At 72.1% G+C, this 26,761-nt stretch carries 21 protein-coding genes; 13 read left to right on the plus strand and 8 right to left on the minus strand.

The annotated features are described in order from the left end of the window. Positions 1-81 precede the first annotated feature (81 nt). Complete coding sequence (locus ACQF4J_RS41655; protein ID WP_427168121.1) at positions 82-1,584, plus strand: metallophosphoesterase; 1,503 nt, start codon at positions 82-84, stop codon at positions 1,582-1,584. A 9-nt stretch (positions 1,585-1,593) separates the two neighbouring features. Here the strand turns inward: ACQF4J_RS41655 and paaK are convergent, their stop codons facing one another. Continuing rightward, positions 1,594-2,892, minus strand: coding sequence for a phenylacetate--CoA ligase PaaK (gene paaK / locus ACQF4J_RS41660; protein ID WP_351804240.1), 1,299 nt, complete (start codon positions 2,890-2,892; stop codon positions 1,594-1,596). A gap of 191 nt (positions 2,893-3,083) precedes the next feature. Here paaK and ACQF4J_RS41665 point away from each other — a divergent pair, with 191 nt between their 5' ends. Beyond that, positions 3,084-3,920, plus strand: coding sequence for an alpha/beta fold hydrolase (locus ACQF4J_RS41665; RefSeq protein ID WP_351566843.1), 837 nt, complete (start codon positions 3,084-3,086; stop codon positions 3,918-3,920). Positions 3,921-3,934: 14 nt separating this feature from the next. On the opposite strand, the gene ACQF4J_RS41670 is transcribed toward ACQF4J_RS41665, so the two are convergent. The 3 genes from ACQF4J_RS41670 to ACQF4J_RS41680 form a co-directional block, all read right to left on the minus strand. After that, complete coding sequence (locus tag ACQF4J_RS41670) at positions 3,935-4,345, minus strand: excalibur calcium-binding domain-containing protein (RefSeq protein ID WP_351804244.1); 411 nt, start codon at positions 4,343-4,345, stop codon at positions 3,935-3,937. A gap of 132 nt (positions 4,346-4,477) precedes the next feature. Next, positions 4,478-6,436 carry a sulfatase gene (locus ACQF4J_RS41675; protein WP_351566837.1) on the minus strand — a complete coding sequence of 653 codons (1,959 nt, stop codon included), beginning with the start codon at positions 6,434-6,436 and terminating at the stop codon, positions 4,478-4,480. Between the two features lie 147 nt (positions 6,437-6,583). Continuing rightward, entirely contained in the window at positions 6,584-8,197 is a 1,614-nt protein-coding gene (locus tag ACQF4J_RS41680; protein ID WP_351566834.1) for an acyl-CoA synthetase, read from the minus strand. A gap of 187 nt (positions 8,198-8,384) precedes the next feature. On the opposite strand from ACQF4J_RS41680, the gene ACQF4J_RS41685 reads away from it, so the two are divergent. The 9 genes from ACQF4J_RS41685 (at position 8,385) to ACQF4J_RS41725 (ending at position 18,124) form a co-directional block, all read left to right on the plus strand. Then, positions 8,385-9,185: a crotonase/enoyl-CoA hydratase family protein gene (locus ACQF4J_RS41685; protein WP_427168122.1), complete on the plus strand. Its 801-nt coding sequence runs from the start codon at positions 8,385-8,387 to the stop codon at positions 9,183-9,185. A gap of 17 nt (positions 9,186-9,202) precedes the next feature. Next, positions 9,203-10,144, plus strand: a complete 942-nt coding sequence (locus ACQF4J_RS41690) for a Zn-ribbon domain-containing OB-fold protein (protein WP_427168124.1) — start codon at positions 9,203-9,205, stop codon at positions 10,142-10,144. After that, positions 10,141-11,190, plus strand: coding sequence for a thiolase domain-containing protein (locus ACQF4J_RS41695; RefSeq protein WP_427168125.1), 1,050 nt, complete (start codon positions 10,141-10,143; stop codon positions 11,188-11,190). Before ACQF4J_RS41690 ends, ACQF4J_RS41695 begins: the two co-directional genes overlap by 4 nt. Then, positions 11,187-12,353, plus strand: coding sequence for a thiolase domain-containing protein (locus tag ACQF4J_RS41700; protein WP_351566816.1), 1,167 nt, complete (start codon positions 11,187-11,189; stop codon positions 12,351-12,353). Before ACQF4J_RS41695 ends, ACQF4J_RS41700 begins: the two co-directional genes overlap by 4 nt. A gap of 93 nt (positions 12,354-12,446) precedes the next feature. After that, positions 12,447-12,692 (plus strand): DUF397 domain-containing protein, encoded by a 246-nt coding sequence (locus tag ACQF4J_RS41705; protein WP_351566813.1) that lies wholly within the window; start codon positions 12,447-12,449, stop codon positions 12,690-12,692. Positions 12,693-12,826: 134 nt separating this feature from the next. Continuing rightward, positions 12,827-13,729, plus strand: coding sequence for a universal stress protein (locus ACQF4J_RS41710; protein ID WP_427168126.1), 903 nt, complete (start codon positions 12,827-12,829; stop codon positions 13,727-13,729). A 186-nt stretch (positions 13,730-13,915) separates the two neighbouring features. After that, on the plus strand, positions 13,916-14,515 hold the full coding sequence (locus ACQF4J_RS41715; RefSeq protein ID WP_427168127.1) for a CGNR zinc finger domain-containing protein: 600 nt from the start codon (positions 13,916-13,918) through the stop codon (positions 14,513-14,515). 127 nt (positions 14,516-14,642) lie between these two features. After that, positions 14,643-17,540, plus strand: coding sequence for an AAA family ATPase (locus ACQF4J_RS41720; protein ID WP_427168128.1), 2,898 nt, complete (start codon positions 14,643-14,645; stop codon positions 17,538-17,540). Between the two features lie 86 nt (positions 17,541-17,626). Continuing rightward, complete coding sequence (locus tag ACQF4J_RS41725) at positions 17,627-18,124, plus strand: hypothetical protein (RefSeq protein WP_142149023.1); 498 nt, start codon at positions 17,627-17,629, stop codon at positions 18,122-18,124. Between the two features lie 7 nt (positions 18,125-18,131). On the opposite strand, the gene ACQF4J_RS41730 is transcribed toward ACQF4J_RS41725, so the two are convergent. Together ACQF4J_RS41730 and ACQF4J_RS41735 are read right to left on the minus strand one after the other, a co-directional pair. Further along, complete coding sequence (locus ACQF4J_RS41730) at positions 18,132-20,111, minus strand: N-acetylmuramoyl-L-alanine amidase (RefSeq protein ID WP_427168129.1); 1,980 nt, start codon at positions 20,109-20,111, stop codon at positions 18,132-18,134. Positions 20,112-20,374: 263 nt separating this feature from the next. Beyond that, positions 20,375-21,517, minus strand: a complete 1,143-nt coding sequence (locus tag ACQF4J_RS41735; RefSeq protein ID WP_427168130.1) for an aminoglycoside phosphotransferase family protein — start codon at positions 21,515-21,517, stop codon at positions 20,375-20,377. 255 nt (positions 21,518-21,772) lie between these two features. On the opposite strand from ACQF4J_RS41735, the gene ACQF4J_RS41740 reads away from it, so the two are divergent. Then, positions 21,773-23,266 (plus strand): DNA-binding protein NsdB, encoded by a 1,494-nt coding sequence (locus ACQF4J_RS41740; protein ID WP_351566797.1) that lies wholly within the window; start codon positions 21,773-21,775, stop codon positions 23,264-23,266. A gap of 57 nt (positions 23,267-23,323) precedes the next feature. On the opposite strand, the gene ACQF4J_RS41745 is transcribed toward ACQF4J_RS41740, so the two are convergent. Beyond that, the gene (locus ACQF4J_RS41745) at positions 23,324-24,757 is read right to left on the minus strand and encodes a PP2C family protein-serine/threonine phosphatase (RefSeq protein ID WP_427168131.1); all 1,434 of its coding nucleotides are present in this window, start codon (positions 24,755-24,757) and stop codon (positions 23,324-23,326) included. A gap of 403 nt (positions 24,758-25,160) precedes the next feature. Between ACQF4J_RS41745 and ACQF4J_RS41750 the strand changes: the two genes are divergently transcribed. Then, positions 25,161-25,574 (plus strand): SsgA family sporulation/cell division regulator, encoded by a 414-nt coding sequence (locus ACQF4J_RS41750; RefSeq protein ID WP_351566793.1) that lies wholly within the window; start codon positions 25,161-25,163, stop codon positions 25,572-25,574. 11 nt (positions 25,575-25,585) lie between these two features. Here ACQF4J_RS41750 and ACQF4J_RS41755 read toward each other — a convergent pair whose 3' ends face one another. Continuing rightward, the gene (locus ACQF4J_RS41755; RefSeq protein ID WP_351804262.1) at positions 25,586-26,683 is read right to left on the minus strand and encodes a chemotaxis protein; all 1,098 of its coding nucleotides are present in this window, start codon (positions 26,681-26,683) and stop codon (positions 25,586-25,588) included. Positions 26,684-26,761 lie beyond the last annotated feature (78 nt).

Below are 26,761 nucleotides of genomic sequence, written 5' to 3' on the forward strand. Positions count from 1 at the left end.
TGCACAGGCAGTCTCCCGCCGTACCTGGTATTGCCATGGCTACCATGAGTCTTGTATACGGCAGGAGGGCACAAACCAGGCATGCGATGCTGCTTCTCCGCTCCTCTCGCCGCCCTCGCCGGTGTCCCCGGCCCCTGTGAGGTGCTGCGTTCGGGAGCCTTGCTCGCTCCGGCCCTGCTCAGGGCCGCCTCCGCCGCTCGTTCACGCCTTCCGCACCCGCACCAGATCGCGGCCGTCCACCTGGAACTGGTCACCCTGACCGAGGACAGCGCCGTCATCACCTGGTACACCGGGGTCCCCGGCACCGACGACGGCTTCGGCCGCATGCTGCCCGCCCTCACGGAGGGCGAGGTCGTGTACGGCACCCACCCGGCCCACCTCAACCGCACCGCGGGCGAGAACCGGCTCACCGCCCACCACCACGTGGAGCTCACCGGCCTGGAGCCGGGGCAGACGTACTACTACCAGGCCCGCTCCCGGGGCGTGGCCGCCCGGCCCACCACCCTGCACCTGGTGCGCGGCAACGCCGCGGGCACCTCCCGGCACGGCCTGGGCTCGCTGGGCGGGCCCTACGCCTTCACCACGCCGCAGCCCCCGCCCGGCCGGCATCTGATGTCCCTCGCCCTCTGCAACGACCTGCACCTCGGTGAGACCGTCGCCGGCCTGGTGACCGGCTTCCCCCTGCTGCGCGGGGTGTCGCAGGAGCCCGGTCTGCCGCCGTATCCGGAGATCATGACCCGGGCCCTGGTCGAGGAGGCCCTGCGGCGCGGAGCGGACCTGCTGCTGGCCGCGGGCGACATATCGGCCGGTGGCGGGCCGGCCGACCTGGCTCGCGCCAGGGGCATCCTGGACGGCTTCGGCACCCATGACCGCGACTACTTCGTCGTCCGCGGCAACCACGACCGGCCCGGCTCGGAGGACGTCGACGGCGACGGCTTCCGCCGTGGGTTCGGCCGGGCGGACGAGCCCGGCTACTTCGCCCGGGAGCTGGGCGGGCTGCGGATCATCGGCCTGGACACCTACGAGAAGCGGGGCAACGGCGCCGACTCCGGCGGGCTCGGCCCCGAGCAGCTGGCCTGGTTCCGCAACCGGCTGCGCGAGAACCGGGAACAGCCCACCGTGGTCTTCGGCCATCATCCGCTGACCGTGCGGGACTCGCTCTTCCCCGTCAGCGCGGGCCAGCGCCTCGGCCGCCGCCAGGCCCGCTCGATCATCGACGCCTACGCCACCACCCCCGGCGTCTTCCTCCACCACGCGGGCCACACCCACCGCAACAAGCGCACCCTCGTACCGCAGGCCCCGCACGTCGCCCTGCAGGAGGTCGGCGCCGCCAAGGAGTACCCCGGCGGTTTCAGCCTGCTCCGGATCCACACCGGCGGCTACGCCCTGAACTTCTTCAAGGCGCGCGGCGCGGAGGCGCTGGAGTGGGGCGAGCGCAGCCGCCGGATGGCCGGCGGGCTCTGGCCGCACCACGCGCTGGGCCGCTCGGTCACCGACCGCAACAGCGTGGTCTTCCGCGACCTCTCCGGCATCACCCGCCCCACGTCCCCCTCCCTCGCCACGACCACGGCGCAGAGCGCCTGACCGCAGGCCTCAGGCGCGCGGGCGCAGGTCCACGATGCGGCGGATCTTGCCCACCGAGCGCTCCAGGGACTCCGGTTCGACGATCTCGACGGCGACCGAGACGCCGATGCCGTCCTTGACGGCCGCCGCGATCGCCGACGCGGCGGCCTCCCGCGCCTCCGCACCCGCGTCGGCACGGGCCTCGGCCCGCACGGTGAGGGCGTCCAGCCGGCCCTCGCGGGTCAGCTTCAGCTGGAAGTGGGGCGCCACGCCCGGCGTCCGCAGCACGATCTCCTCGATCTGTGTCGGGAAGAGGTTCACCCCACGCAGGATCACCATGTCGTCGCTGCGCCCGGTGACCTTCTCCATCCGCCGGAACACCCGCGCCGTCCCCGGCAGCAGCCGCGTCAGGTCGCGCGTGCGGTACCGCACGACCGGCATGGCTTCCTTGGTCAGCGAGGTGAACACCAGCTCGCCCTCCTCGCCGTCCGGCAGCACCTCACCCGTGATGGGATCGACGACCTCCGGATAGAAGTGGTCCTCCCAGATGTGCAGCCCGTCCTTGGTCTCCACGCACTCCTGCGCCACCCCCGGGCCGATCACCTCCGACAGCCCGTATATGTCGACGGCGTCGATCGCGAACCGCTCCTCGATCTCCCGCCGCATCTCCTCCGTCCACGGCTCGGCGCCGAACACGCCGACCCGCAGTGACGTGCCGCGCGGGTCGACGCCCTGCCGCTCGAACTCGTCGAGCAGGGTGAGCATGTACGACGGCGTCACCATGATGATCTGCGGCTCGAGATCCTGGATCAGCTGGACCTGACGGGCCGTCATGCCACCGGAGGCCGGGATGACCGTACAGCCGAGCCGCTCGGCGCCGTAGTGCGCGCCGAGGCCTCCTGTGAACAGCCCGTATCCATAGGCCACATGGACCTTGTCGCCGGGCCTGGCGCCGGCCGCCCGGAGCGAGCGGGCCACCATGTCGGCCCACAGGGAGAGGTCGCCGTCGGTGTAGCCCACGACCGTGGGCCGTCCCGTGGTGCCGCTGGAGGCGTGGATGCGGCGGATGCGGTCCTGCGGCACGGCGAACATCCCGTACGGGTAGTTCTCGCGCAGGTCGGCCTTGGTGGTGAAGGGGAAACGCGCGAGGTCGGACAGGGACGCGCAGTCCTCCGGCCGCACCCCGGCCTTGGTGAAGGCCTCGCGGTAGAACGGCACGTGTTCGTAGGCGTGCCGCAGCGAGGCCCGCAACCGCTCCAGTTGCAGGGCCCGCAGTGCCTGCGCGTCGAGCCGTTCCCCGCTGTCCAGCAGCTCCGCACCATCCGCCATGGGGGCTTCTCCCTCACCGACCGCGCCAATTCGGACGACCGATCATTCGGTCGAGCTCTTCGGGATCAAGTAATTCAGGCGACCCGCAGGCAGGCAAGGGTTCCACCCGGATTTTTCTCACCGGGACCGCCGCCCCGGGAGACGAGGAAACCCGTTGCGACCCGCGGGGACCCTCCGTGAAGATCGGCGGCATGCCTGTCTTCACCGCTCCGGACGGAACCGAGCTGGCCTGTCACCCGCGGGGGGAGGGCGCCCCGCTGGTCGTGCTGCCCGGCGGGCCCATGCAGGCGTCCTCCTACCTCGGTGACCTGGGCGGACTCACCGCGCACCGGCGGCTGATCCTGCTGGACCTGCGCGGCACCGGCGACTCCGCGGTGCCGGCGGACCCGGCGACGTACCGCTGCGACCGGCTCGTGGACGACGTGGAGGCGTTGCGCGTCCACCTCGGGCTGGAACGCATGGACGTGCTGGCGCACTCGGCCGGCGGCAGCCTCGCCATGCTCTATGCCGCCCGCCACCCGATGCGGGTGTCCCGGCTGGTGCTGGTGACCGCGATCCCGTGGGCGCTGGGCCTGCGGGCGACCCCGGAGCAGCGGCTGGCGGCGGCCCGCGCACGCAGTGGTGAGCCCTGGTTCGCGGAGGCGTTCCCCGCCTTCGAGGACTGGCTGGCCGGGAAGTCCGACTTCGACCCCGCGTGCGCGCCGTTCTTCTACGGCCGCTGGGACCGGGCCGCCGCCGATCACATGGCGCGGTCCGACGCGGAGTTCAACGACGAGGCCCACGACATCTACGGCTCCGACGGCGCCTTCGACCCGCCCGCCACCCGTGCCGCCCTCGCCGAGGTCACCGCACCGGTGCTCGTCCTCGGCGGCGGCCTCGACGGAGGACCGTCCCCCGACCTCGCGCGCGCCGCCGCCGACGCCTTCCCGAACGCCGAGTTCGCCGTCCAGCCCGGTGCCGGACACTACCCGTGGATGGACGACGGGGAGTGGTTCGCGCGGCATGTGGCCGCGTTCCTTGACCGGTGACCCACCGGGCGGTCTCAGCGCCTGCGACCCGGTGCGGCCCTGCGGCGCCGGCGCAGCACCAGGTGACCGGTCGCCAGGCCCACGCCGAGGACGGCGAGTCCCACTCCGCCGACCACCTCGAAGTCGGCGGGCCCCGTGCTGCCGCCGAGCCCCGCGTTGACACCCCGCCGCGGTACGGCGGTGGCGGCAGCGGTGGCCGTGGCCGTGGCCCGGTGCGGCAGGTCCTCGCAGGCGATGCCGTCGTTGTCCGCGTCCAGGCGGTTGGGGTCGCTCGGATCGCTGTTGAACACGGCCTGCGCGTCCTCCTGGAACGCGAAGTCGGAACAGTTCAGGTCGTTCTGCGCGTGGGCCACGGCGGCCGCGGGCCCGACGGTCGCGAGGAGTGCCAGCGCGGCCGTGCTCAGGGTGCGAGTGCACATGTTCATGGCGGGTCCCTTCCAGTGACGGTGAATCCGATCCACCGTCACTGCGACCCTAGGGACGGGCCCGGGCCCTCGGCGCGTCTTGCTACGCCGTCCGAAGGTCCCCCGGCCGGGGGACCTCCCCGGCGGACCGGATCACCCGCCCTGCGGCCCGTACGCCGTCATGAAGCGGTCCCGGAACTTGTTCATGGTCCACTCCGGCGCGTTGTCGGCGGGCTTGATGCCCTCCGTCCAGCCCCAGTCGGAGATGCGCTGCAGCACCTTCGGGTCCCGGGCGACGACGGTGACCGGCACGTCCCTGTTGCTGGTGCCCCCGGTGACCGTCGGGACGGGCTGGTGGTCGCCGAGGAAGACGAGGACGGTCTTGTCGTCGCCGTACCGCTGGATCCACTGGGTCAGGCTGTCCAGGGAGTACTGGATGGCCTTGCGGTACTCGGTCCGCACGCGCTTGGCGCTCTTCCAGACCTCCGTGGGGTTCGTGCCCTCCTTCTTGATCTTGTAGAAGACCTTGCCGTTCCCCAGGTCCTTCCAGTCGATCATGTGGGCGATGGGCGACCAGGGGTTGTGGCTGGAGGCCAGGATGATCTCCGCCATGATCGGGTCGCGGTTCTTCTTGCCGTGCTCCAGCTTCTGGAAGGCCTCCAGGCTGAACTGGTCCGGCACCGGCGTCCAGCTGAAGTAGGGGCCCTGGTAGCCGAGGTGGGTGGAGTCGTAGATGTGGTCGAGGCCGAAGTACTTGCCCTCGGGCCAGGCCTTGCGGACGCCGGGGACGATGCCGACGGTCCGCCAGGCGCCGGTCTTCTGGAAGTAGCTGGTCAGGGTGGCGCGGTCGCTGGTGGTCAGGGTCCGGTAGCGCTGCTGGTTCTTGACCCACAGGCCCGACAGGAACGTGGAGTGGGCGAGCCAGCTGCCGGCACCCGTCACGGGCGACCTGAGCCAGCCGCTGCGCGCGGAGAAGCCCGCCGCCTTCAGGCGGGCGTCACCCGCCTTGAGCGTCGCGTCGACCTCCGGTCCCATCGTCGGATCGTCGATGGCCACGCGGCCGTAGCTCTCGATGAAGGTGAGCATGACGTCCTTGCCGCGCAGCCCGGTCAGCAGCTGGTCGGACGGGGTCTTGGCGTAGGCGTCGACGGTGAGCTGCTTCTTGAAGACCTCGGCGTCCCCGAGGCCGTCGCGTACGTACTGCACACGGTTCGACAGGTACTGGGCGTAGCCCTTGGTGGCCACCGTGACGCCGCCGAACTGCACGCCCAGGGTGAAGCAGATGATCCACACGACACCGAGGACCAGGGTGGAACGCACGGCCACGGGGCGGTGGCGGGCCAGTACGTTCGCCAGCCGTACCGTCGCGAGCGCACTCAGCACGAGCACGGCGACGACCAGGGCGATCACCGCGATGACCGCGAGGATCTCGCCGGTGCGGCCGAGGGAGTCCTTCAGGAAGTCCGCGGCGTCGCTGAGCAGGACCCAGTCGAAGACCAGGTCGAACGGCCTGGCCAGGGTCTGGCGGAAGCCCATGTCGAGGCACTTCAGAACGGCGGACAGCCCGAGGAGCACGCCGAGGGCGGCGGCCGTGATCCGCCGTGCCCGCGAGGGCAGTGCGAGCAGGACGGCCGCGAGGAAGATCCCCTCGACGGGGAGGCGGAGGAACGACTGGACGGTGATGTAGTCCAGGCGGTTGGGCACGAGCAGGACGACGAACACCAGCACGGCGGCCAGCACGGTCGTGCCCAGCCACACGCCCCGCGCGGTGCGCGGAAAGCGCCGACGCCAGCCGAACCAGCCGGGACGGGCGGGGGAGACTGGGGAATCGGGGGAAGCCGCCTGGGCGTCGGGCTCGGCTTCGTCGAGAGTTGCGGTGCCCTGCGCGTCAGGGGTGGCTTCGTCGAGGATCGCGGTCTCCCGCGCGTCGGGCTCGGCTTCGTCGCGGGCGGCGCCCTCAGGGGTGGGTTCCGCGGCGGCAGGCGTCTTCGGCGTCGGCTTCTCGGCCGGCTCGGTGTCCCTTCGGGCTTCGTCCGTCGCCGTCACGTCGGGGTCCGGGCTCCCGTCCGCGTCCGTGTCCGGCAGCTGGCGAGGGGGCGTGAGGTGCGACACCCGTAGGTCCTTCCGTGCGGTTTCCCGGTGCTGGTACGGCGGACCGGGCCCGCAGGTCGGGGCCGCCTACCTCGCGTACGGCCCGCCGTCACCCTCCGTTCAGGCACGCAGGTCAACCGCGGGCAAAGACTACGCCCGCCCCCGCGCCTACCGGTCGGCGGCCTCCGCCACGTCCCGGGCCCACCGGTAGTCCGCCTTGCCGCTCGGCGACCGCCGTATCGCCTCCGTGATCACCAGCTGCCGGGGAATCTTGTAGCCGGCGAGATGGGTGCGGCAGTACGTCTGGACGTCCTCCAGGGACGGCCGCGCCGCCCCCTCGCGCAACTGCACCACCGCCGCGACGTGGTTGCCCCACTTCGCGTCCGGCACTCCGGCCACCAGCGCGTCGTACACGTCGGGATGGGACTTCAGCGCCTGCTCGACCTCCTCGGGGTACACCTTCTCGCCGCCGGTGTTGATGCACTGCGAACCGCGGCCGAGGACGGTGACCACGCCCTCCTCGTCCACCGTCGCCATGTCCCCGAGCAGCACCCAGCGCTCACCGTCCTTGTCGAAGAAGGTCTCGGCGGTCTTCCCCGGGTCGTTGTAGTAGCCGAGCGGCACGTGGCCGCACTGCGCGACCCGGCCCACCTCACCCGCCGCGACCGGCTCATGGGTGGCCGGATCGACCACCTGGGTACGGGAGTTGACGCGGATGCGGAAGCTCTGCCCGGCCCCCGAGTCGGCCGTCGCCGTGCCGTTGAAGCCGGATTCGGAGGAGCCGTAGTTGTTCAGCAGCACGGCGTTGGGAAGCAGTTCCTGGAACTGCCTGCGGACCGTCTCCGACAGCACCGCCCCGGACGAGGACACGCTGAACACCGACGAGCAGTCCGTTCCCTTCATGGGTCCGGCCAGCGCGTCGACCAGCGGCCGCAGCATCGCGTCACCGACCAGCGAGATGCTGGTGACCTTCTCCTTCTCCACCGTCCGCAGCACCTCCTCGGGCACGAACTTGCGGTGGATCACGACCCGTTGGCCGAAGTTGAAGCCGATGAGCGAGGTGAGGGTCGAGGTGCCGTGCATCAGCGGGGGAGTGGGGAAGAAGGTGATCCCGCTGCCCCCGGCCGCGACCCGCTCGGCGAGCTCCTCGGGCTTCCGCACCGGCTCACCGGTCGGCGCCCCGCCGCCCAGTCCGGAGAAGAACAGGTCCTCCTGACGCCACATCACCCCCTTGGGCATGCCGGTGGTGCCGCCGGTGTAGATGATGAACTGGTCGTCGCCCGAGCGCGCCGGGAAGCCGCGCTCCGGCGAGCCCGCCGCCTCGGCCTCGGTGAACGGCACCGCGGCCGAGACCCCCTCGTCCCCGCCGCCCACCCGCACCAGATGCCGCAGCCTCGGACACTGCGGCAGCGCCGCGGCCACCCGTGCGTCGAACTCCGCGTCGAAGACCAGGGCCGTCAGATCGGCGTCCCGGTACAGGTACACCAACTCGTCCTCGACGTAACGGTAGTTGACGTTGACCGGCACGATCCGCGCCTTCAGGCAGCCGAACACCGTCTGCAGGTACTCGATGCCGTTGTAGAGATGCAGCCCGAGATGCTCACCGGGCCGGATACCCGCCTCGATCAGGTGGTGGCCGACTCGGTTCGCCGCCGCGTCCAGTTCCGCGTACGTCAGCCGGCGTTCCGCCCCCGTCCCCGGATGGTCGATGTACACCAGGGCCTCGCGGTCGGGCACCACGTCGACGACCGACTCGAACAGGTCCGCAAGGTTGTACTCCACCGTTCCTCCTGACCCCGTGCAGCCGTGACGAAGAAAGGCGCATCCGTCGGTTCGCCGGTCATCAGAGCAAAGGGCGCGGCAACTGTGAAGGGTTCGCGCGAAGAAATCTGACTACCTGTCAGAAAACTCTTGAAGTGCCTCCCGCGCTCCTGCAACCTGTTCTCGTTCCCGGAGAGGGGAGATGGTCATGGGTGGGACGGAACACCTCACCGTCCGGCGCGAAGGCGCCACGCTGGTGCTCACGCTCAACAGGCCCGACGCCAAGAACGCGCTCTCGCTGCCGATGCTGGTCGGCCTGTACGACGGCTGGGTGGAGGCCGACGAGGACGACGGCGTCCGGTCGATCGTGCTGACCGGTGCGGGCGGGTCGTTCTGCGCCGGCATGGACCTCAAGGCCCTGGCCGGGCAGGGCACGCAGGGCGAGCAGTACCGCGGCCGCCTCAAGGCCGATCCGGACCTGCACTGGAAGGCGCTGCTGCGCCACCACCGCCCCCGCAAACCGGTGATCGCCGCCGTGGAGGGCCACTGTGTGGCGGGCGGCACCGAGATCCTGCAGGGCACCGACATCCGGGTCGCGGGCGAATCGGCGACCTTCGGACTCTACGAGGTCAGGCGCGGGCTGTTCCCCATCGGCGGCTCGACCGTCCGGCTGCAGCGCCAGATCCCGCGCACCCACGCCCTGGAGATGCTGCTCACCGGGCGCCCCTACACCGCCCGGGAGGCCGCCGGCATCGGCCTGATCGGCCATGTCGTCCCCGACGGCACGGCGCTCGCCAAGGCCCTGGAGATCGCCGAACAGGTCAACGCCTGCGGCCCGTTGGCGGTCGAGGCGATCAAGGCCTCGGTCTACGAGACCGCCGAGATGTCGGAGACGGACGGCCTCGCCTCCGAACTCAAGCGCGGCTGGCCGATCTTCGACACCGCCGACGCCAAGGAAGGCGCCCGCGCCTTCGCGGAGAAGCGGCCGCCCGTCTACAAGCGCGCCTGACCCGAAGGAGACCGGGCATGCCCGAAGTCCTCAAAGCACCCCTCGCCGTCGAGTTCCCCTTCACCCGCTCCCTCGGCCCCGTCCAGAGCGCCTTCCTGACCGGCCTGCGCGAGCGCGTCGTGCTCGGTGTGAGGACCGTCGACGGCCGCACCCTGGTCCCGCCCGTCGAGTACGACCCCGTGACCGCCGAGGAGATCCGCGACCTCGTCGCCGTGGCCGCCACCGGCACGGTCACCACCTGGGCCTGGAACCACGAACCCCGCCGCGGCCAGCCCCTCGACACCCCCTTCGCCTGGGTCCTGGTCCGCCTCGACGGCGCCGACACCGCCCTGCTGCACGCCCTGGACGCCCCCGGTCCCGACGCCGTGCGCACGGGCATGAGGGTCCGCGTCCGCTGGGCCGAGGAGCGCTCCGGCGCCATCACCGACATCGCCTGCTTCGAGCCGTACGCCGGTGACGACACCGAAGTCACCGTCCACGCGGGGGAGTTCGACGAACCCGTCACCGGCATCGTCGCCCCCGCCCGCCTCGACTACACCTACTCGCCGGGCCGCGCCCAGTCGGCGTACATCCACGCCCTCGCCGACCGCCGCACCGTCGGCGAACGCTGCCCCACCTGCCGCAAGGTGTACGTCCCGCCGAGAGGCGCCTGCCCCACCTGCGGTGTCGCCACCTCGGAACAGGTCGAAGTGGGACCCCGCGGCACGGTCACCACCTTCTGCATCGTCAACATCAAGGCCAAGAACCTCGACATCGAAGTGCCGTACGTCTACGCCCACATCGCCCTCGACGGCGCCGACCTCGCGCTGCACGGACGCATCGGCGGCATCCCCTACGACCAGGTGCGCATGGGCCTGCGCGTGGAGGCGGTGTGGACCGAGGGGGCCCGCTACCCGGACCACTACCGGCCGACCGGTGAGCCCGACGCGGAGTACGACGCCTACAAGGAGCTGCTGTGACACGTGACATAGCACTGGTCGCCTTCGCCCAGACCGACCACCGGCGCACCACCGACGAGCTCTCCGAGGTCGAGATGCTCATGCCGGTCCTGCACGGCGTGCTCGATCAGACCGGCCTCAAGACCGCCGACATCGGCTTCACCTGCTCCGGCTCCAGCGACTACCTGGCCGGCCGTGCCTTCTCCTTCACCCTCGCCCTCGACGGCGTCGGCGCCTGGCCCCCGATCTCCGAGTCGCACGTCGAGATGGACGGCGCCTGGGCCCTGTACGAGGCCTGGACCAAGCTGCTGACGGGGGAAGCCGACACCGCACTCGTCTACTCCTACGGCAAGTCCTCACCGGGCTCCGTGCGCGACGTCCTGACCCGGCAGCTCGACCCGTACTACGTGGCGCCGCTGTGGCCCGACTCGGTCGCCCTGGCCGCCCTCCAGGCGCAGGCCCTGATCGACGCCGGGGAGACCGACGAGCCCGCGCTCGCCGCCGTCGCCGCCCGCAGCCGCGCCGACGCCACCGCCAACTCCCACGCCCAGCTGAGGGGTTCGGTCCCGCAGGGCGACTACCTCGTACGGCCCCTGCGCACCGGGGACTGCCCGCCCATCGGCGACGGCGCCGCCGCGGTGATCCTCGCCGCCGGCGAGCGGGCCCGCGAGCTGTGCGAACGGCCCGCCTGGATCCGCGGCATCGACCACCGCACGGAGGCCCACAGCCTGGGGGTGCGCGACCTGACCGACTCGCCCTCCGCCCGGCTGGCAGCCGAGAAGGCAGGAGCCTTCGAACGGCCCGTCGACACCGCCGAGCTGCACGCGCCGTTCACCTCCCAGGAGGTCGTGCTGCGCAAGGCGCTCCGGCTGGACGCGACCGTGCGCGTCAACCCGTCCGGCGGCGCCCTCGCCGCCAACCCGATCATGGCCGCCGGGCTGATCCGCGTCGGGGAGGCCGCCGCCGCCGTCCACCGGGGCGAGTCCGACCGGGCGCTCGCCCACGCCACGTCCGGCCCGTGTCTGCAACAGAACCTGGTCGCCGTACTCGAAGGGGATCCGCGATGAGCAAGGAGCCCGTGGCCGTCACAGGGATCGGCCAGACCAAGCACGTGGCCGCCCGGCGGGACGTGTCGATCGCGGGACTCGTCCGCGAGGCGGCCCGGCGGGCCCTCGACGACGCCGAACTCACCTGGGCCGACATCGACGCCGTCGTCATCGGCAAGGCGCCCGACTTCTTCGAGGGCGTCATGATGCCCGAGCTGTACCTCGCCGACGCGCTCGGAGCGGTCGGCAAGCCCATGCTGCGCGTGCACACCGCCGGCTCGGTCGGCGGCTCCACCGCGCTCGTCGCCGCCAACCTGGTCGCGGCCCGCGTCCACGGCACCGTACTGACGCTGGCGTTCGAGAAGCAGTCCGAGTCCAACGCCATGTGGGGGCTGTCCCTGCCGATCCCCTTCCAGCAGCCCCTGCTCGCGGGGGCGGGCGGCTTCTTCGCCCCGCACGTGCGCGCGTATATGCGCCGCAGCGGCGCCCCCGACACGGTCGGCTCGCTGGTGGCGTACAAGGACCGGCGCAACGCGCTGAAGAACCGTTACGCGCATCTGCACGAGCACGACATCACCCTGGAGAAGGTCCAGGCCTCACCCATGCTGTGGGACCCGATCCGGTACTCCGAGACCTGCCCGTCCTCCGACGGCGCCTGCGCGATGGTGCTGACCGACCGGGCGGGCGCGGCCCGGGCGCCGCGGCCGCCGGCCTGGATGCTGGGCGGGGCGATGCGCAGCGAGCCGACCCTCTTCGCCGGGAAGGACTTCGTCTCCCCGCAGGCCGGCAAGGACTGCGCCGCCGACGTGTACCGGCAGGCCGGCATCGCCGACCCGCGCCGCGAGATCGACGCCGCCGAGATCTACGTGCCGTTCTCCTGGTACGAGCCCATGTGGCTGGAGAACCTCGGCTTCGCCGACGAGGGCGAGGGCTGGAAGCTCACCGAGTCGGGGGTGACGGAACTGGACGGCGATCTTCCCGTGAACATGTCGGGCGGGGTGCTGTCGACCAACCCGATCGGCGCCTCCGGCATGATCCGTTTCGCCGAGGCGGCCCTGCAGGTGCGCGGGCAGGCCGGAGAACACCAGGTGGAGGGCGCGCGCCGGGTTCTCGGGCACGCCTACGGAGGCGGTTCGCAGTTCTTCTCCATGTGGCTCGTGGGCAGCGAACCCCCCACCTCCTGAGCGTCTCGCCAAAGGTCCCCCTCACGTGGCCTGTTGGCATCAGAGGCCGATCGCTAGGCTGGCCGCGGACGACGAATCGGGAGGAGCACCGACGTGGCCGAGAGCACCACCATCCAGCAGCACCCGCTCGCGGGCTGGGACAAGCCGGAGCTGGACCTCAGCAACGCCGACTGGCACTCCAGCAGCCGTGGCCTGGGGGATGTCCAGATCGCCTTTGTCGAGGGATTCATCGCGATGCGCAACAGCGGCCGCCCGGAAAGCCCTTCCCTGATCTTCACACCGGCGGAGTGGGGCGCGTTCGTGTCGGGCGCGAGGGAGGGCGAATTCGACCTCACCTGAGCCGCGGGGTGCGTGCCGGTCGGGCGGTGTCCGCCGCCCGTTTCCCGGACACTCGGCCTTGAACACTTCCCGGCGCCGGCGCCCGAGCGGGGCCGACCCGGGAGGGAAGGCCGTGATCCGGAGGTGAGGACCCCATGAACAGCCTGCCCGTCGTCGCGGCGGTCGACGGTTCGGACGACAGTATGCGCGCCCTGGACTGGGCCCTCGACGCCGCCCGCGAACGCGCGGCCCCGCTGCGGCTGGTCCATGTGCGGCAGTACGCCCCCTGGGCGCAGCCCGACGTCCTGGTCGCCGGACCGCCTCAGGCGGGCGAGGACCCGGTGCTCGCCCAGGCGCGGGACCGGCTGGAGGACCGGACCCACCCGCCCGGGATCGAGTACGTCGGCCTCGACGGCGCGCCGGGTGCCGTGCTGCCGGGGCTGGGCGCCACCGCGCGGTTGCTGGTCCTCGGCTCCCGTGGCCGGGGCGGCTTCGCCGGCCTGCTGCTCGGTTCCAACGGCATGGCCGCCGCCCGCGACGCCGAGTGCCCGGTCGTCGTGGTGCCGCGGCCCGGACGCCAGGTCCACGGGGACGCGCCCGTCGAACCGGGACCGCGCGTGGTCGTCGGTCTTAAGGTGGACGCCCCCGACGAGGCGACCCTGTCCTTCGCCTTCACCGAGGCCGCGCTGCGCGGCGCCCGCCTCCAGGTCGTCGCCGCCTACGCCTGGCCGGTGCGCTCCTGGGCGGTCCCCGCCGAACTCGCCCCCGAGATGATCGACCAGGGGGCCGTCGAGAACGAGACCTGGACGCTCGCCGAGGGCTTCCTCGCCCCGCACCGCAAGAAACACCCCGACGTGCGCGCCGACGCCTTCGCGCTGCCGGGCGACGCGGCCGGCCTGCTGGTCGCCGCCTCCAGGGACGCCGAACTGGTCGTGGTCGGCCGCCACCGCCGCCGCCTGCTCGCACCGGCCCGCATGCTCGGCTCGGTCGCCCAGGCGGTCCTCCTGCACGCGGCGAGCCCGGTCGCCGTCGTACCGCCGGAGCCGGGGGAAGGCTAGAGGCGCCGTTCCTCGCCGTTCCTCGCCGCTCCGCGCCGTTCCTCGCCGCTCCGCGCCGCGGAGGCAGCGTGCCTCCGCGGGTCCTCACGGGACGGCAGGTTCTCATGGGACGGCAGATTCTCATGGGTGGGCAGGATCTAATGGATGGGCAGATGTAATGGATGGGCCCAGGCCTATCATTAGGGCATGCCGGACCCGCTCGCTCCAGAAGCCCGCCTCTGCCTCGACCTCGCCCTCACCGTCCGCCATGACGGCCACGGCGGCGTCGCCGACGACCTGAGCGACGCCGCCGGGCTCACCGCCTGGGTCCGCGACCACCCGGAGACCGTGCCTGACGCCCACCGGTGGGTCGCCGGCGAGGGCGACCTCGCCGCCGTACGAGAGCTGCGGGCAGCCGTCCGCGCCCTCTTCGCCCGTGCCGTACGACCCGCCGAGCCCAGTCCCGCCGACGCCACCCGCCTCCTGCCCGTGCCCGACGCCCTCGCCCGCCTCAATGACGCGGCCGCGCGCACCCCTACCGTGCCGGTCCTGCACTGGGACGACGGTGCCGAACCCGTCGTGCGCCGTCATGCGGCCGACGGCGCCGAAGACCTCACGGCGACCCTCGCCCAGGCCGCCATCGCCTTCCTCACCGGCCCCGACCGGCAGCGACTGCGCGCCTGCCACGCGCCGCGCTGTGTCCGCTACTTCCTCAAGGAGCACCCCCGCCAGGAATGGTGCAAGCCCTCGTGCGGCAATCGCGCAAGAGTCGCCCGGCATCACGAACGACACCGAAGCACCGTTTGAACCGGTTTCGGTCAGTAATGCTCGTACCAGGTCGTGCGACCCCCCTGCGGCGTACGCTGAGGTGCCTGGAGGCCACGGTGCGTGTCCGCTCCCCGCGCGGACGCACCGCCGTGGCAGGGGGTATGCCATGGTGCAGCGTGTCGTACGGAACAGCCGGACCCTCTTCGAGCGCGAGAGCGAACTCGCGGCCGTCGACGAGGCGTTGGCTGCACTCACCGGCCTGCGCGCGGACGGGGCCGAACCGCCCGACCGTCCCCGCGGCGCCCTCCTCGCCTTCGCGGGACGCGCCGGCATCGGCAAGACCACCCTCCTCGCCGAAGTCCGGCGGCTGGCCACCGCCAAGGGCTGCACCGTGCTCTCCGCGCGGGGCGGCGACCAGGAACAGCGGGTCGCCTTCCATGTCGCCCGCCAACTGCTCCAACCCCAGTTCGCCGGAGCCGCACAGGCCGACCTGCGCGACTCGCTGGGCAGTTGGTACGACATCGTCGGTCCCGCCCTCGGCCTGTGCGCGCCCACCGCGGCCGCCCCACCGGACCAACAGGGCCTGCGCGACGGCCTGGACTGGATCCTCACCCATCTCGCCGCGCTGCGCGCCCCGATGGTGCTGGTGCTGGACGACGCCCACTGGGCCGACCCCGAATCCCTGCGCTGGCTCGCCGCGTTCGCGCCCCGCGCCGAACAGCTCCCGCTGCTCATCGTCGTCGCCTACCGGCCCGACGAACTCCCCGAGCACGCCGAGTCGTTCAGGGGACTGCCCGGCCGGGCCGGCACCCGCCCCCTCGACCTGGAACCGCTCAGCGCCGCCGCCGTCGCCCGGCTGGTGCGCGAAACCCTCGGCGCCAGGCCCGACGACGCCTTCTGCCGCGAATGCTGGGCCGTCACCACCGGAAATCCGTTCGAGACGGTCGAGTTGCTCGCCAAGGTGCGCGAGCGCGGCCTCGCCCCGACCGAGTCCGCCGCCCCGCTGCTGCGCGATCTCGCCGCCGCCGTCAAGGGCAGCGGCCTGGTCGCCCGCCTCGAACGCCTCGGCGCCTCCACCGTGCGCTTCGCCTGGGCCTGTGCCGTCCTCGGCACCGAGATCCACCCCCTGCTCGCCGCCGCCGTCGCCGGACTCGGTCACGAGGAGGCCGCCGACGCCGCCGACGCGCTGCGCACGGCCCGCATCCTCACCGGCGCCGAGACCCTGGAGTTCGTCCACCCGCTGATCGCCACCGCCGTCTACCGGGCCATCCCGCCCGGCGTCCGCGTCGCCCTGCACGGCCAGGCCGCCTGGTGCGTGATCGACGACGGCCAGGGCCCCTCGGCGGCCGCCCGCCACCTCCTGGAGACCCACCCCGACGGCGACACCTGGGTGGTCCAGCAACTGCGCGCCGCCGCCGCCCAGACCGTGCGCGCCGGCGCCCCCGACGCCGCCCGCGGCTACCTCGCCCGCGCCCTGCGCGAACCCCCGCCCGCCGGGGACCGCGCCGCCGTCCTGTACGAACTGGGCTCGGCCTCCCTGCTCACCGAACCCGCCACCACCGTCAACCATCTGCGCGCCGCCCTGGAGGAGCCGGTCACCGACCCCGGCCTGCGCCACCACATCGTCTACCGGCTCTCCCAGGTCCTCGCCCACAGCGACCACCTCGCCGAGGCCTCCGACACCCTCGCCCGCGAGATCCGCGTCACCGACGACGCCCGGGTCAGGCTGCGCATGGTCGCCGAACAGTTCATGTGGGACGCCTTCCGCGCCGACGAACCCGACCACCCCTCCCGCTCCCGCCGCCTGGCCAGGCTCGCCGACCGGCTGAGCGGCCGCGACCTCACCGAGCGCTATGTCATCGGCCTGCGCACCTGGGACGCCGTCCTGCGCGGCGAGCCCGCCCACATCGCCCTCCACCACGCCGAACGCGCCCTGGCCGGCGGTCTGCGCTGGGCCGAACCCGACCGGGGCTTCGAGGTGCCCGTCCTGGTCGCCCTCGCCTTCATGTACGCCGACCGGCCGGGCCGTACCGAAGAACTCTTCGCGCTCGGCATCGCCGACTACGAACGCCAGGGCTGGCGCGGCGCCCACCTCTCCTTCGCCTACACGCTCCTCGCCTACGTCCGCTACCGGCGCGGCCGGCTCGCCGAGGCCGAGGACTTCGTCCGGGCGGGACTGCGGCTGGCCGAACGCGTCGGCCCCGGCACCCCCGCCCACTGGTACGCCGTCGGCATCCTCATCGAGGTACTGCTGGCCCGCGGCCGGATCGTCGAGGCCGCCCGCACCGGCGAGGACTACTCCTTCTGCGCGCCCTACCCGGCGGCCGTCGTCTTCCCAGACGCCCAGACCGTGAGCGGCGAACTGCTCCTCGCCCGCGGCCTGCACCGGAAGGCGGCCGATGAGCTCGCCGCGGCGGGCCGCCGACTCGACCCGCGCGGCATCCGCAATCCCGCCTGGTGCCCCTGGCAGCTCCACCTCGCCCGAGCCGAGGCCCACACCGCCCCGGAACGGGCCGTCGCCACCGCCCTCGAAGCGGTCGCCCGGGCCCGCCAGTTCGGCACCCCGTCGGCCGTCGGCCAGGCGTTGCGCACGGTCGCCGAAGTCTCCTCCGGTTCCGCCCGCGTCAAATACCTGGAGGAGGCCGTCACCCACCTCGAACGCTCTCCGGCCGCCTACGAGCTGGCCTGCGCCCTCGTCGCCCTCGGCACGGAACTCCGCCGCACCGGCCGTCCCCGGGAGGCGGCCGAGCACCTCTACCGGGGCCTCGACGCGGCGGTCCAGTGCGGCGCCGACGGGCTGGTCGAGGACGCCCGTGACGAACTCACCGCCGCGGGACTGCGCCCACGGCGCCTGCACAGCACGGAGACGGACACCCTGACGTCCCGAGAGAGCTCGGCGGCGAACCTGGCGGCCCAGGGGCGCACCGAGGCGGAGATCGCGCGCGAACTGCACATCGACGAGCCGACGGTCGTCCGCCTGCTCTCCGCGGTCTACCGCAAGCTCGGCACGGACAGCACAGGCCTGGCGGTCACTCTGAAGGCGACGGAAGACCAGGAGACCTGAGGGCGCCGAGCCGTGACAGACGCGGCTCGGGCGGGTGGGTGCGACCAGCACCCGCACCACGCCCGCCTGCCCCGTACCATTGGCGCATGTCGTTCCTCCGCCGCCGCAGTGCGACCCCCGCCGGCCCAGACTTCGACGTACTGGCCATGGACCCGGGTGACTGGCCCGGCAACCTCGGCGCCGGCCTGCTGCCCGCCCCCGACGGCAGCTGCCAGGGCGTCTTCCTGCGCTACGACCTCTTCGGCGGCCGCGGCCCGGCGATGATCATCGGCAACCTGCCCGAGGGCTCCCCGGCCCGCGAGGTCGCCGAGGGCGAGATCCCCTTCGAGGTCGCCCAGCTCCTCCTCGCGCTGGAGAACGAGGAGGAGGTGACGGTCGTCGGCGTCGAGGACATGCCGGTCATGCAGGGCGACAACCTCCTGATCGTGCGCCGCCTCAAGCTCTCCGAGAGCCGGATCTCCTGCGTGCAGTTCGACCGCAGCGACAACGTCCTGGTGACCATCGCCGCCTGGGACCGCCCCATCACCGACGACCTGTACGCCCTGCTGAAGCCGCTCCCGGCGGAGCTTTTCCAGCAGGGCTGACCCGGCCCTACCGGCCGGACGGCAGCAGCGTCACGTCCGCGGCGCGCACGAACTCCACGCGATGGCCGTACTGGATCTCGTAGTACAGGTCCTTGCCCACCACGACCCGGTGCGAGTCGGTGGTGAAGGTGACCGCGTAGTAGTACTCACCCGGCACCACGTCACCGACCACGTACTTCTGCCCCTTCGGCAGCGTGTACGGCAGCGGGGACACCGCCTGCGCCGGCACTCCCGCCGGGTACGCCGACGCCTCCGGGTAGGCCCGCCCGTACACGGGGACACTGTCCAGACCCTCCCTGGGCGTCACGACCGGACCGGAGGCCGGCACCGCCGTCGGGTCCTTGTGCGGGTTGCGGAACCAGGCCTTCTGACCCAGGTACCAGATCGCCGTCCAGTCCTTGTACCGGTCGGCGACCGCGTACTGCTGGCCGGTCGACACCCGCGAGCCCACGTCGTTGACGTCGATCGTGGAGTCGGCGCCCTTGTGCAGGCCGACGTCCTTGATCAGCGGCGAGCTCTCGTCGTGGTCCGAGTACAGGCGCACCTCACCGGACCCGTGCGCCGCGCAGGGCTCGTCCTTGGTGACGCAGCCGGTGTACGGCGGTTGGTTGGCCGCGTAGTCCGGCAGGATCGTCACCACCCCGGCGTTCTTCCCGGCGGTCCGCTTGAAGGGGTGGCCGAGCAGCTCGAAGTAGTGCCGCCAGTCCCAGTAGGGGCCGGGGTCGGTGTGCATACCGGGGATGGTCGACGTCGTCGGGCCGGGGACGTTCTCATGGCCCAGGATGTGCTGCCGGTCCAGCGGGATGCCGTACTTCGCTGCGAGGTAGCGGACCAGGCGCGCCGACGCGCGGTACATCGCCTCCGTGTACCAGGCGTCCGGCGAGGCGAGGAAGCCCTCGTGCTCGATGCCGACGGACTTGGCGTTGACGTACCAGTTGCCCGCGTGCCAGGCCACGTCCTTGGCCTTCACGTGCTGGGCGATCAGACCGTCCGTGGAGCGGATCGTGTAGTTCCACGACACATAGGTCGGGTCCTGGACCAGGTTCAGCACACCGTCCCAGGTGCCCTCGGTGTCATGGACCACGATGTACTTGATGCTCTGCGACTCCGGGCGGTCCCCCAGGTCGTGGTTGCCGTAGTCGTCGTTCCCGAACTGCTGGTAGGGGGCCGGGATCCACTCGCAGGACACCGACTTCGGGCACTCTGTGCCGTCGTCGGAGACATTCCTCAGGCCTGCCGCGTGGAGCTGCCCGGTGTCGGCGGCGAGACCCGGCCGGGCGGCCAGGACGACCTGCTGCCCGGCGTCCGTCATGCGTTCCTCGCCGGTGCGCATCACGTCGTAGACGTCGTTCGCGTACGCGGCCGCCGTCGCGGTGTCGTCGGCGCCCGAGAAGCGGGCCACCGCCCCGTACCAGGCCGCGGGGTCGGCGCTCAGCGGCTCGCCCAGGTCCCGCTGCGCGGCGGCGAGCAGCGCGGCGCCGCCGGCCACGTTGGCGTCCTCGTCCGTCCGCAGCCGCTCGGCCGGGATGCCGCTCAGCTCGGCCGCCCTGCTCAAGGTCCGCAGCCGGGCGGGGAGCTGGGACTGCGCCGGTACGTGGACGTCGGGGCGCAGGGCGGCGCGGGCGCTGTCGCCGCGGGCGTCCTCGGTGCCCTGACCGTGGTGCGAGGTGGCGGTGGCGAGCGCGGTGCGGGCGTCCGTGAGGTGCATCGGGCCGTAACCGCCGGAGACGCTAGGCGCGCCCTCGTGCGCGTCCCAGCGTGACTGCAGATAGGAGACGCCGAGCAGGACGCTCTGCGGGACGTGGTACGCGGCGGCCGCGGACGCGAACGCCCGCTGCAGCGAGCCCGCCGACGACTCGGCCGCGCTCGGCGCCGGGGCCGCGCCCAGCAGCGGCAGCAGCAGAGCCGCGGTCGAGAGAGCGCCGACGGCTCGACGGGTGTGTCTGTGGCCGGGTGCGGATCTGGGGTCGGTGACGGATCCTCGCAATGCAGCCTCCTGGGACGAGCGGGCGTGGCGGGGCGTGCAGGGCCGGTGGTGGGTCAGTGGTACCGGCTTGCCGACGATCCGTCAATCATGCCCACGAGCAGGAGATTTCCCATGTCAACACGAGGATGGGGGAGTTTCCCGGCGGCGGCTTCCGGGCCTGCGAGGCGTCAGTGGAGTACACCAATGACCCGTGCGGAGGAGCCCGCGAACACGAAGATCCGCGGCGCGCTCCCTCACGGGCGCACCGCGGACCTTCGTCCCCTTCAGCGAGTGCCGACCGCCGCGCGCACGGCCCGCCGGGCCAGCTGGCAGTCGTCGTGCAGCCGCCTGAGCAGCAGCCGCTGTTCCTCGCCGGACGGCGCAGCACTCGGGTGGGCCACCCCCGGTGCCGCCGGGGCCGCGTCGTGCATCGAACGCTGCACGGCCGTCTCGTAGGTGCGGATCTCACGGGTCAGGACGAGCATCAGGTTCACCAGGAACGCGTCCCGAGACGCCGGACCCGCCGACTGGGCGATCTGGCTGATCTGACGGCGGGCCACCGGGGCGTCGCCGAGGACCGACCACAGCACCGCCAGGTCGTAGCCGGGCAGGTACCAGCCCGCGTGCTCCCAGTCCACCAGCACTGGACCGGCCGGGGACAGAAGGATGTTCGAGAGCAGTGCGTCGCCGTGACAGAACTGGCCCATGCCCTGCCGGCCCGCCGAGTGCGCGATGCCGTGCAGCAGCTTCTGCAGGTCGCCCATGTCCCGGTCGGTCAGCAGTCCCAGCTCGTGGTAGCGGGAGATCCGGGCCGCGTAGTCCAGCGGGGCGTCGAAGGTGCCCGCCGGCGGCCGCCAGGCGTTGAGCCGGCAGATCGCGCCGAGTGCCGCCCTGATGTCCGCCCGGGGAGGAGCCTCGGCCGGATGCCGCTGCAGCGCGGCCACCCGTCCCGGCATCCGCTCGATGACCAGTGTGCAGTTGTCCGGGTCCGCCGCGATCAGTCTCGGCACCCGCACCGGAGGACGGTGCCGGACGAACGAGCGGTATGCCGCTATCTCGTGCCTGATCCGCTCGGACCACGCGGGCGAGTGGTCCAGTAAGCACTTGGCGACGGCCGTACTGCGCCCGGTCGTGCCGACCAGGAGCACGGACCGTCCGCTGCGGCGCAGCACCTGCACCGGAGCGAACTCCGGGCAGATCCGGTGCACCGACGCGAGGGCCGTTCGCAACTGGGCGCCCTGAGGGCCGGACAAGTCGAGTCTCCCGCTGAGCGGTTGGGTGCCGGGCCCCGGGGCGCGCCGCGGCCGTCCCGCACCGAGCGCGGGGGCCACCGGGCGCCCGGCGGGGTCGAGGAAGGGGCCGCTGCCCGCCGGGCGGGAGCGCAGCGACCGGGGCGGGGCGGACACGGAGGACGATGCTGCGTACATGGGCGAAACAGATCCCTTCGTGTGCCTGCAGTGCCTGTGCGGTTCAGACGCGCTACCCGGCCCGGCCCCTCGGGAGCATCCTGGGGAATGCGTCCCTTGTTCACGAAGGCAACCGGGTCGGGGTGGCGCGTTCCTACCTGACACCCGATCACCACTGGCACACCATCTGGCGCACCCTGGCGAACCCTGGCGAATAGTCGCCCGGCAACTCTCCCCGGGCTACTGTCAACTCAGCCGAGAACCTGGGGGCTTGACGTGAGCGGACAACCCAACACCCGCCTTGCGGACCTGTTCGGCCTGGCCGGCTGGTCCAAGGGTGAACTCGCGAGGCTGGTCAACCGGCAGGCGGCGGCCATGGGCCACCCCCAGCTGTCGACCGACACCTCCCGGGTGCGGCGTTGGATCGACACGGGAGAGATCCCGCGCGATCCGGTGCCGCGGGTGCTGGCGGCTCTGTTCACCGAGCGTCTCGGCCGTGTCGTGACCATCGAGGACCTCGGTCTGGTCCGGCACGGGCGTACGGGGAAACGGCAGGACGGCGGGAGTGTGGAACATCCCGACGGTGTGCCGTGGGCGCCCGAGCGGACAGCTGCGGTCCTCACCGAATTCACGGGAATGGACCTCATGCTCAACCGACGCGGCTTGGTGGGCGCGGGTGCCGCGCTCGCCGCAGGCTCCGCACTCAGCAGCGCCATGTACGACTGGCTGCACACCGACCCGACACTCAAGTCCGACGCCCCACGATTCGACGATCCCCTGCACGCCGACCCCGCTGGGTTCGACCGCTACGAGGCCGCCCCCATCGGGTCGCAGGAGATCGAGGAACTGGAGCGCTCGGTCGAGGTGTTCCGGGCCTGGGACGCGGCCCGCGGCGGCGGGCTGCAGCGCAAGGCAGTCGTGGGCCAGCTCAACGAGGTGGGCGGCATGCTCGCCTACCGTCACCCCGACCATCTCCAGCGGCGCCTGTGGGGCGTCGCTGCCAACCTCGCCGTCCTCGCGGGCTGGATGTCGCACGACGTCGGCCTGGAGCCCACGGCCCAGAAGTACTTCGTCATCGCCGCGCACGCGGCCAGAGAAGGCGGTGACCGGCCCCGCGCGGGGGAGGCGCTCTCCCGGGCGGCTCGCCAGATGGTGCACCTGGGCCGGCCCGACGACGCACTCGACCTGATGAAACTCGCCCGGTCCGGCTCGGGCGACGAGGTGCTGCCGCGCACCAAGGCGATGCTCTACACCATCGAGGCCTGGGCACAGGCCTCCATGGGCAAGGGCCAGGCCATGCGACGCACCCTGGGCCAGGCGGAGGACCTCTTCGTCTCCGACAAGTCGGACGTGCCCCCGCCGAGCTGGATGCAGATGTTCAAGGAGGAGGACCTGTACGGCATGCAGGCCCTGGCCTACCGCACCCTGGCCGAACACGACCCCTCCGCGGCCGTGCACGCCCAGCACTACGCGGAGAAGGCCCTGGCCCTGCGCGTCGACGGACGCCAGCGGTCGAAGATCTTCGACTTCCTGTCCATGGCGTCGGCCTGCTTCATCGCCGACGACCCCGAACAGGCCGACCGCTACGCGCGCCTGGCCCTGATGTCGATGGGATCCAACTCGTCCCACCGCACCTGGGACCGGCTGCGTCAGATGTACCGGCTGACGGCCGAGTACTCCAACTACCCGAAGATCCACGAACTGCGGGAGGAGATCGAACTTGCGCTGCCGAAGAAGGCGTCCCAGGGCGGCAACAGCGCACGGGCATAGGGAGTTCGTGCCTCCGCCGGGACGGGCCGAACCCGGGACACCGGTGGTCCGATGCGCCTACGCCGTCACCCTGGCGACGAGCACGCACGCGTCGTCCTGACGCTCGCTCGCGCCGAACTCCTCCACGACCAGCCGTACGCAGTCCTGTGCGGTTCGCGCCTCGCGGAAGCGGGGGGCCAGGTCCAGGAGCCGGTGCGCGGGCTCTGTCACTCCCGCGGCATGCCCAGGCTCCAGTCCGTCGGTGTGCAGCAGGAGCAGGTCGCCCACTTCGAGGGTCTCGTGGACCTCCTCGAAGGCGGCGTTCGCGGTCGCGCCGAGCAGAACGCCCTGCGGGGCGCGCAGCCTGCGCCCCGTCCCGTCGCGGAACAGCAGCGGGGCGGGGTGTCCGGCCTGCGCCCAGGTCAGGGTGCGGGTCTCGGGGCGGTAGCGGCAGCAGACGGCGCTGCCGAGGGCGGGTTGCACGGTGGCGTCGAGTAACCGGTTCAGCAGGGACAGCAGTTGTCCCGGTGCCGTGCCGGCCATCGCCATGCCGCGCAGTGCGCCGAGCAGCATCGCCATGCCCGAGGTGACGGTCACGCCGTGCCCGGTCAGGTCGCCGACGCTCAGCAGGGTCTGTCCGTCGGGCAGTTCCAGCGCGTCGTACCAGTCCCCGCCGATCAGCGCGCCGTCCGACGACGGCAGGCAGTACGCGGCGAGGTCCAGCGTCTGGGGGCCTCGGTGCGGGAGCCGCAGGGAGCCACGCCACGGCGGCAGCACGGCCTCCTGCAGCTCGACCGCGAGCCGGTGCTCGGTCTGCGCGCGGTGCTGGTGGCGCTGGAGCGAGTCACGGGTCTCGCTCACCGCCTTCTGGCTGCGGCGCAGTTCACTGACGTCCCGCAGCACGGCCCACATCGAGGCGGTGCCGCCGTCGGCGTCGAGCACGGGCTCGCCCATCATGTGCACGGTGCGCACCTCGCCGTCCGGGCGCACGACGCGGAACTCCCCGTCGATGGGCTGTGCGTCGACGAGGCAGTGCGTGACCATCGCCGTCAGCCCCGCGCGGTCCTCGTCCAGGACCAGGGAGGGCAGTTCGTCGAGGGTGAGCGGGGCGGACTCGGGGGCGCGGCCGAGGATCTGGTACAGCTCGCCGGACCAACTCGCCTCGTCGGTGAGCAGGTTCCACTCCGCGGAGCCGACCCGGCTGAGCAACGAGCCGTGCCGGGGAGCGGGCGGCACGGACCGGCCGCCGGCCGGCTCCGGGGCGGCGGGAACGGAGGGCGGTCCGTCCCGCAGCTGCGCCAAGTGGGCGTCGAGGTCGTTGAGTTGATGCAGCGCCAGGTCGCACAGCGCGCGCTGCCAGCGCTCCCGGGGGTCCGAACCGTCCGCGTGCGTGTCCTGTCGTACGGCGTCCACGTCGCCCTTGAGTCGCCGCGTCTGCGAGATCAGCGCGTCGACCGAGCCGCGCCCCGGCGGCTGGGCGGCTGGGTGATCCGCAGAGAGATGGGACGGCATGACGCACTCCGATGCGGGACGGTACGACCAAGGCGGACGGAGGGACCGTTACGACTGTTGCACAGCCCGCGACGCCCTGTAAGTGATTTGGCAACACACGATCCGGTGGTGCTTCTGGCATATGCCAGCGTCTACTTGGAGTGGTTGCGCTGCGTCTGTCGCTTACCTCCTCGGCTCGTCAAGTCGTAGGCGGCGTACGTGACTTGGGGCATCGTAACCGAGTCCCGGTGCGTGTTCCGCAGTGTGTTCGACGGGTGTTTGTTCGGCATGTTTGTTCGCATCGCTACCCAGTGACGCAGGTCACACAAACTGGAAAGCGCTTGCATGTAATGCGATCGGGGTCTTCGAGGTCGTAACAGTGTCGGCGATCCGGCCGACCTCGGACCCGTATTGGGGAGCGGCCATGGACATCACCCTCGAGCAGCCCGTCCGGGGCCGCCTGGTCACCGCCCGTGAGCAGGAACTGCCCGCCCCCGCCACCCTGCGCTACACGTCGGCGGACCCGCTGGCCGTGCACCTCGACTTCCCGCCCGACGTCTCCCTCGACGGCACCGCGGTGACCTGGACGTTCGCCCGCACCCTGCTGGACGAGGGGCTGCGCGGCCCGGTCGGCGGCGGCGACGTGCACCTGTGGCCCTGCGGCCGCGCCCGCACGGTGATCGAACTGCATTCGCCGTACGGCATGGCCCTGCTGCAGTTCGACACGGCCGCCCTGCAGCGGTTCCTGGTGCGTACGTACGCCGTCGTCGCCGCCGGGCAGGAGGATCTGGCCGAGGCGCTGGACCGCGGCCTGAGCGCCCTGCTCGGCAACGTGTGACCGGACCGGACTCAGTAGCGCAGCACCCCGGCGATCCCCTGCGCGTCGACGAGCGCGCCGTCCGGGACGAAGCGGACCTCGGCGCCCGTCTCCAGGCACTGTTCGACGATCTCGTCGACGATGTCCTCACGCGCGTCTCGGTCGCCGCTGTTCGCCGGCGCGAGGTGCTCGCCGAGCGCGTCGCGCACCGTCATGCGGAAGTTCTCCTCGACGGCGAGCAGGCGGACGCGGCCCTCGCGGGCGCTGTGCCAGACCTCGTCCACGCCGGCCGCGAACGACTTGCGGCCGCGGGCCGACTCCAGTTCCCGGGCGACGGCCTCGGTGTCGCTCCGGGCCTCGGCGTCGAGCACCGGACGCACCGCCTGCCACACCGCATCCGGCGTGCCGTGCGCGAGTCCGCCGTGCGGGACGTGCATCGCCTCCTTGGTGACGCCGCCCACCTCGTCCAGCGCGGACAGGGCGGCCTGCTCGCCGGTGACGTAGAGCCGTCGTGGCTGCTCGCGCAGCACCATGCCCATCGTCGCGTCCGCCTCCCGCAGGAAGTGGCGTGTGCCCTCGTCGCGGAAGGTGCTCGGCACGTCGCCGATCCGCTCCACCCGCTCGGCGTCGAAGTTCGGCGTCGCCCGGGTCATCGGGAAGCCGCCGCTGTGGTCCTCCGTGACGCGGTCGATGCCGCCGCTCCACAGGGTGACCCGGTCGGCGGAGACCGACAGCACCCAGAACGGCCGCTCGGCGGCGTGCGCGGAGACCAGGTTGCGGGTGAGGAAGGTGTCCGAGAGGACCACCCGCTCGGGCACGGTGCGGGCGAGCGACCACACCTGGTGCTCACCCGGAGCGGCGAAGATCACCAGACCGTCCTCGGCATGTGCCAGATCCACCTCCGAGAGGGCCTGGTCGAGCTGACGGACCACGTCGGAGCGCCGTTCCCGCGTCACCGAGGGATCGGCCTCCAGCTGTTTCTTGGCCTCGGCCACGACATTGCGCAGCCGGACCGGATCCTGGGCGTTGTCGGGCTCCCGGCGATGCGTCGGCGTCAGCACGGACACGGCCGGATACGGCCGCGGGCGCCGGAGCTCGGAGAGGGTTGAAGGACTCAGATCGTGCTCCATAACAGCACGATAGGACTGAATCGGCGGTCGGGCATGGGGAGCGGTTCGACCGGGCATTACGGGCATACGGTTGCCAAT

It is taken from the genome of Streptomyces sp. C1-1, from assembly GCF_050214755.1.
Classification (GTDB): Bacteria; Actinomycetota; Actinomycetes; order Streptomycetales; family Streptomycetaceae; genus Streptomyces.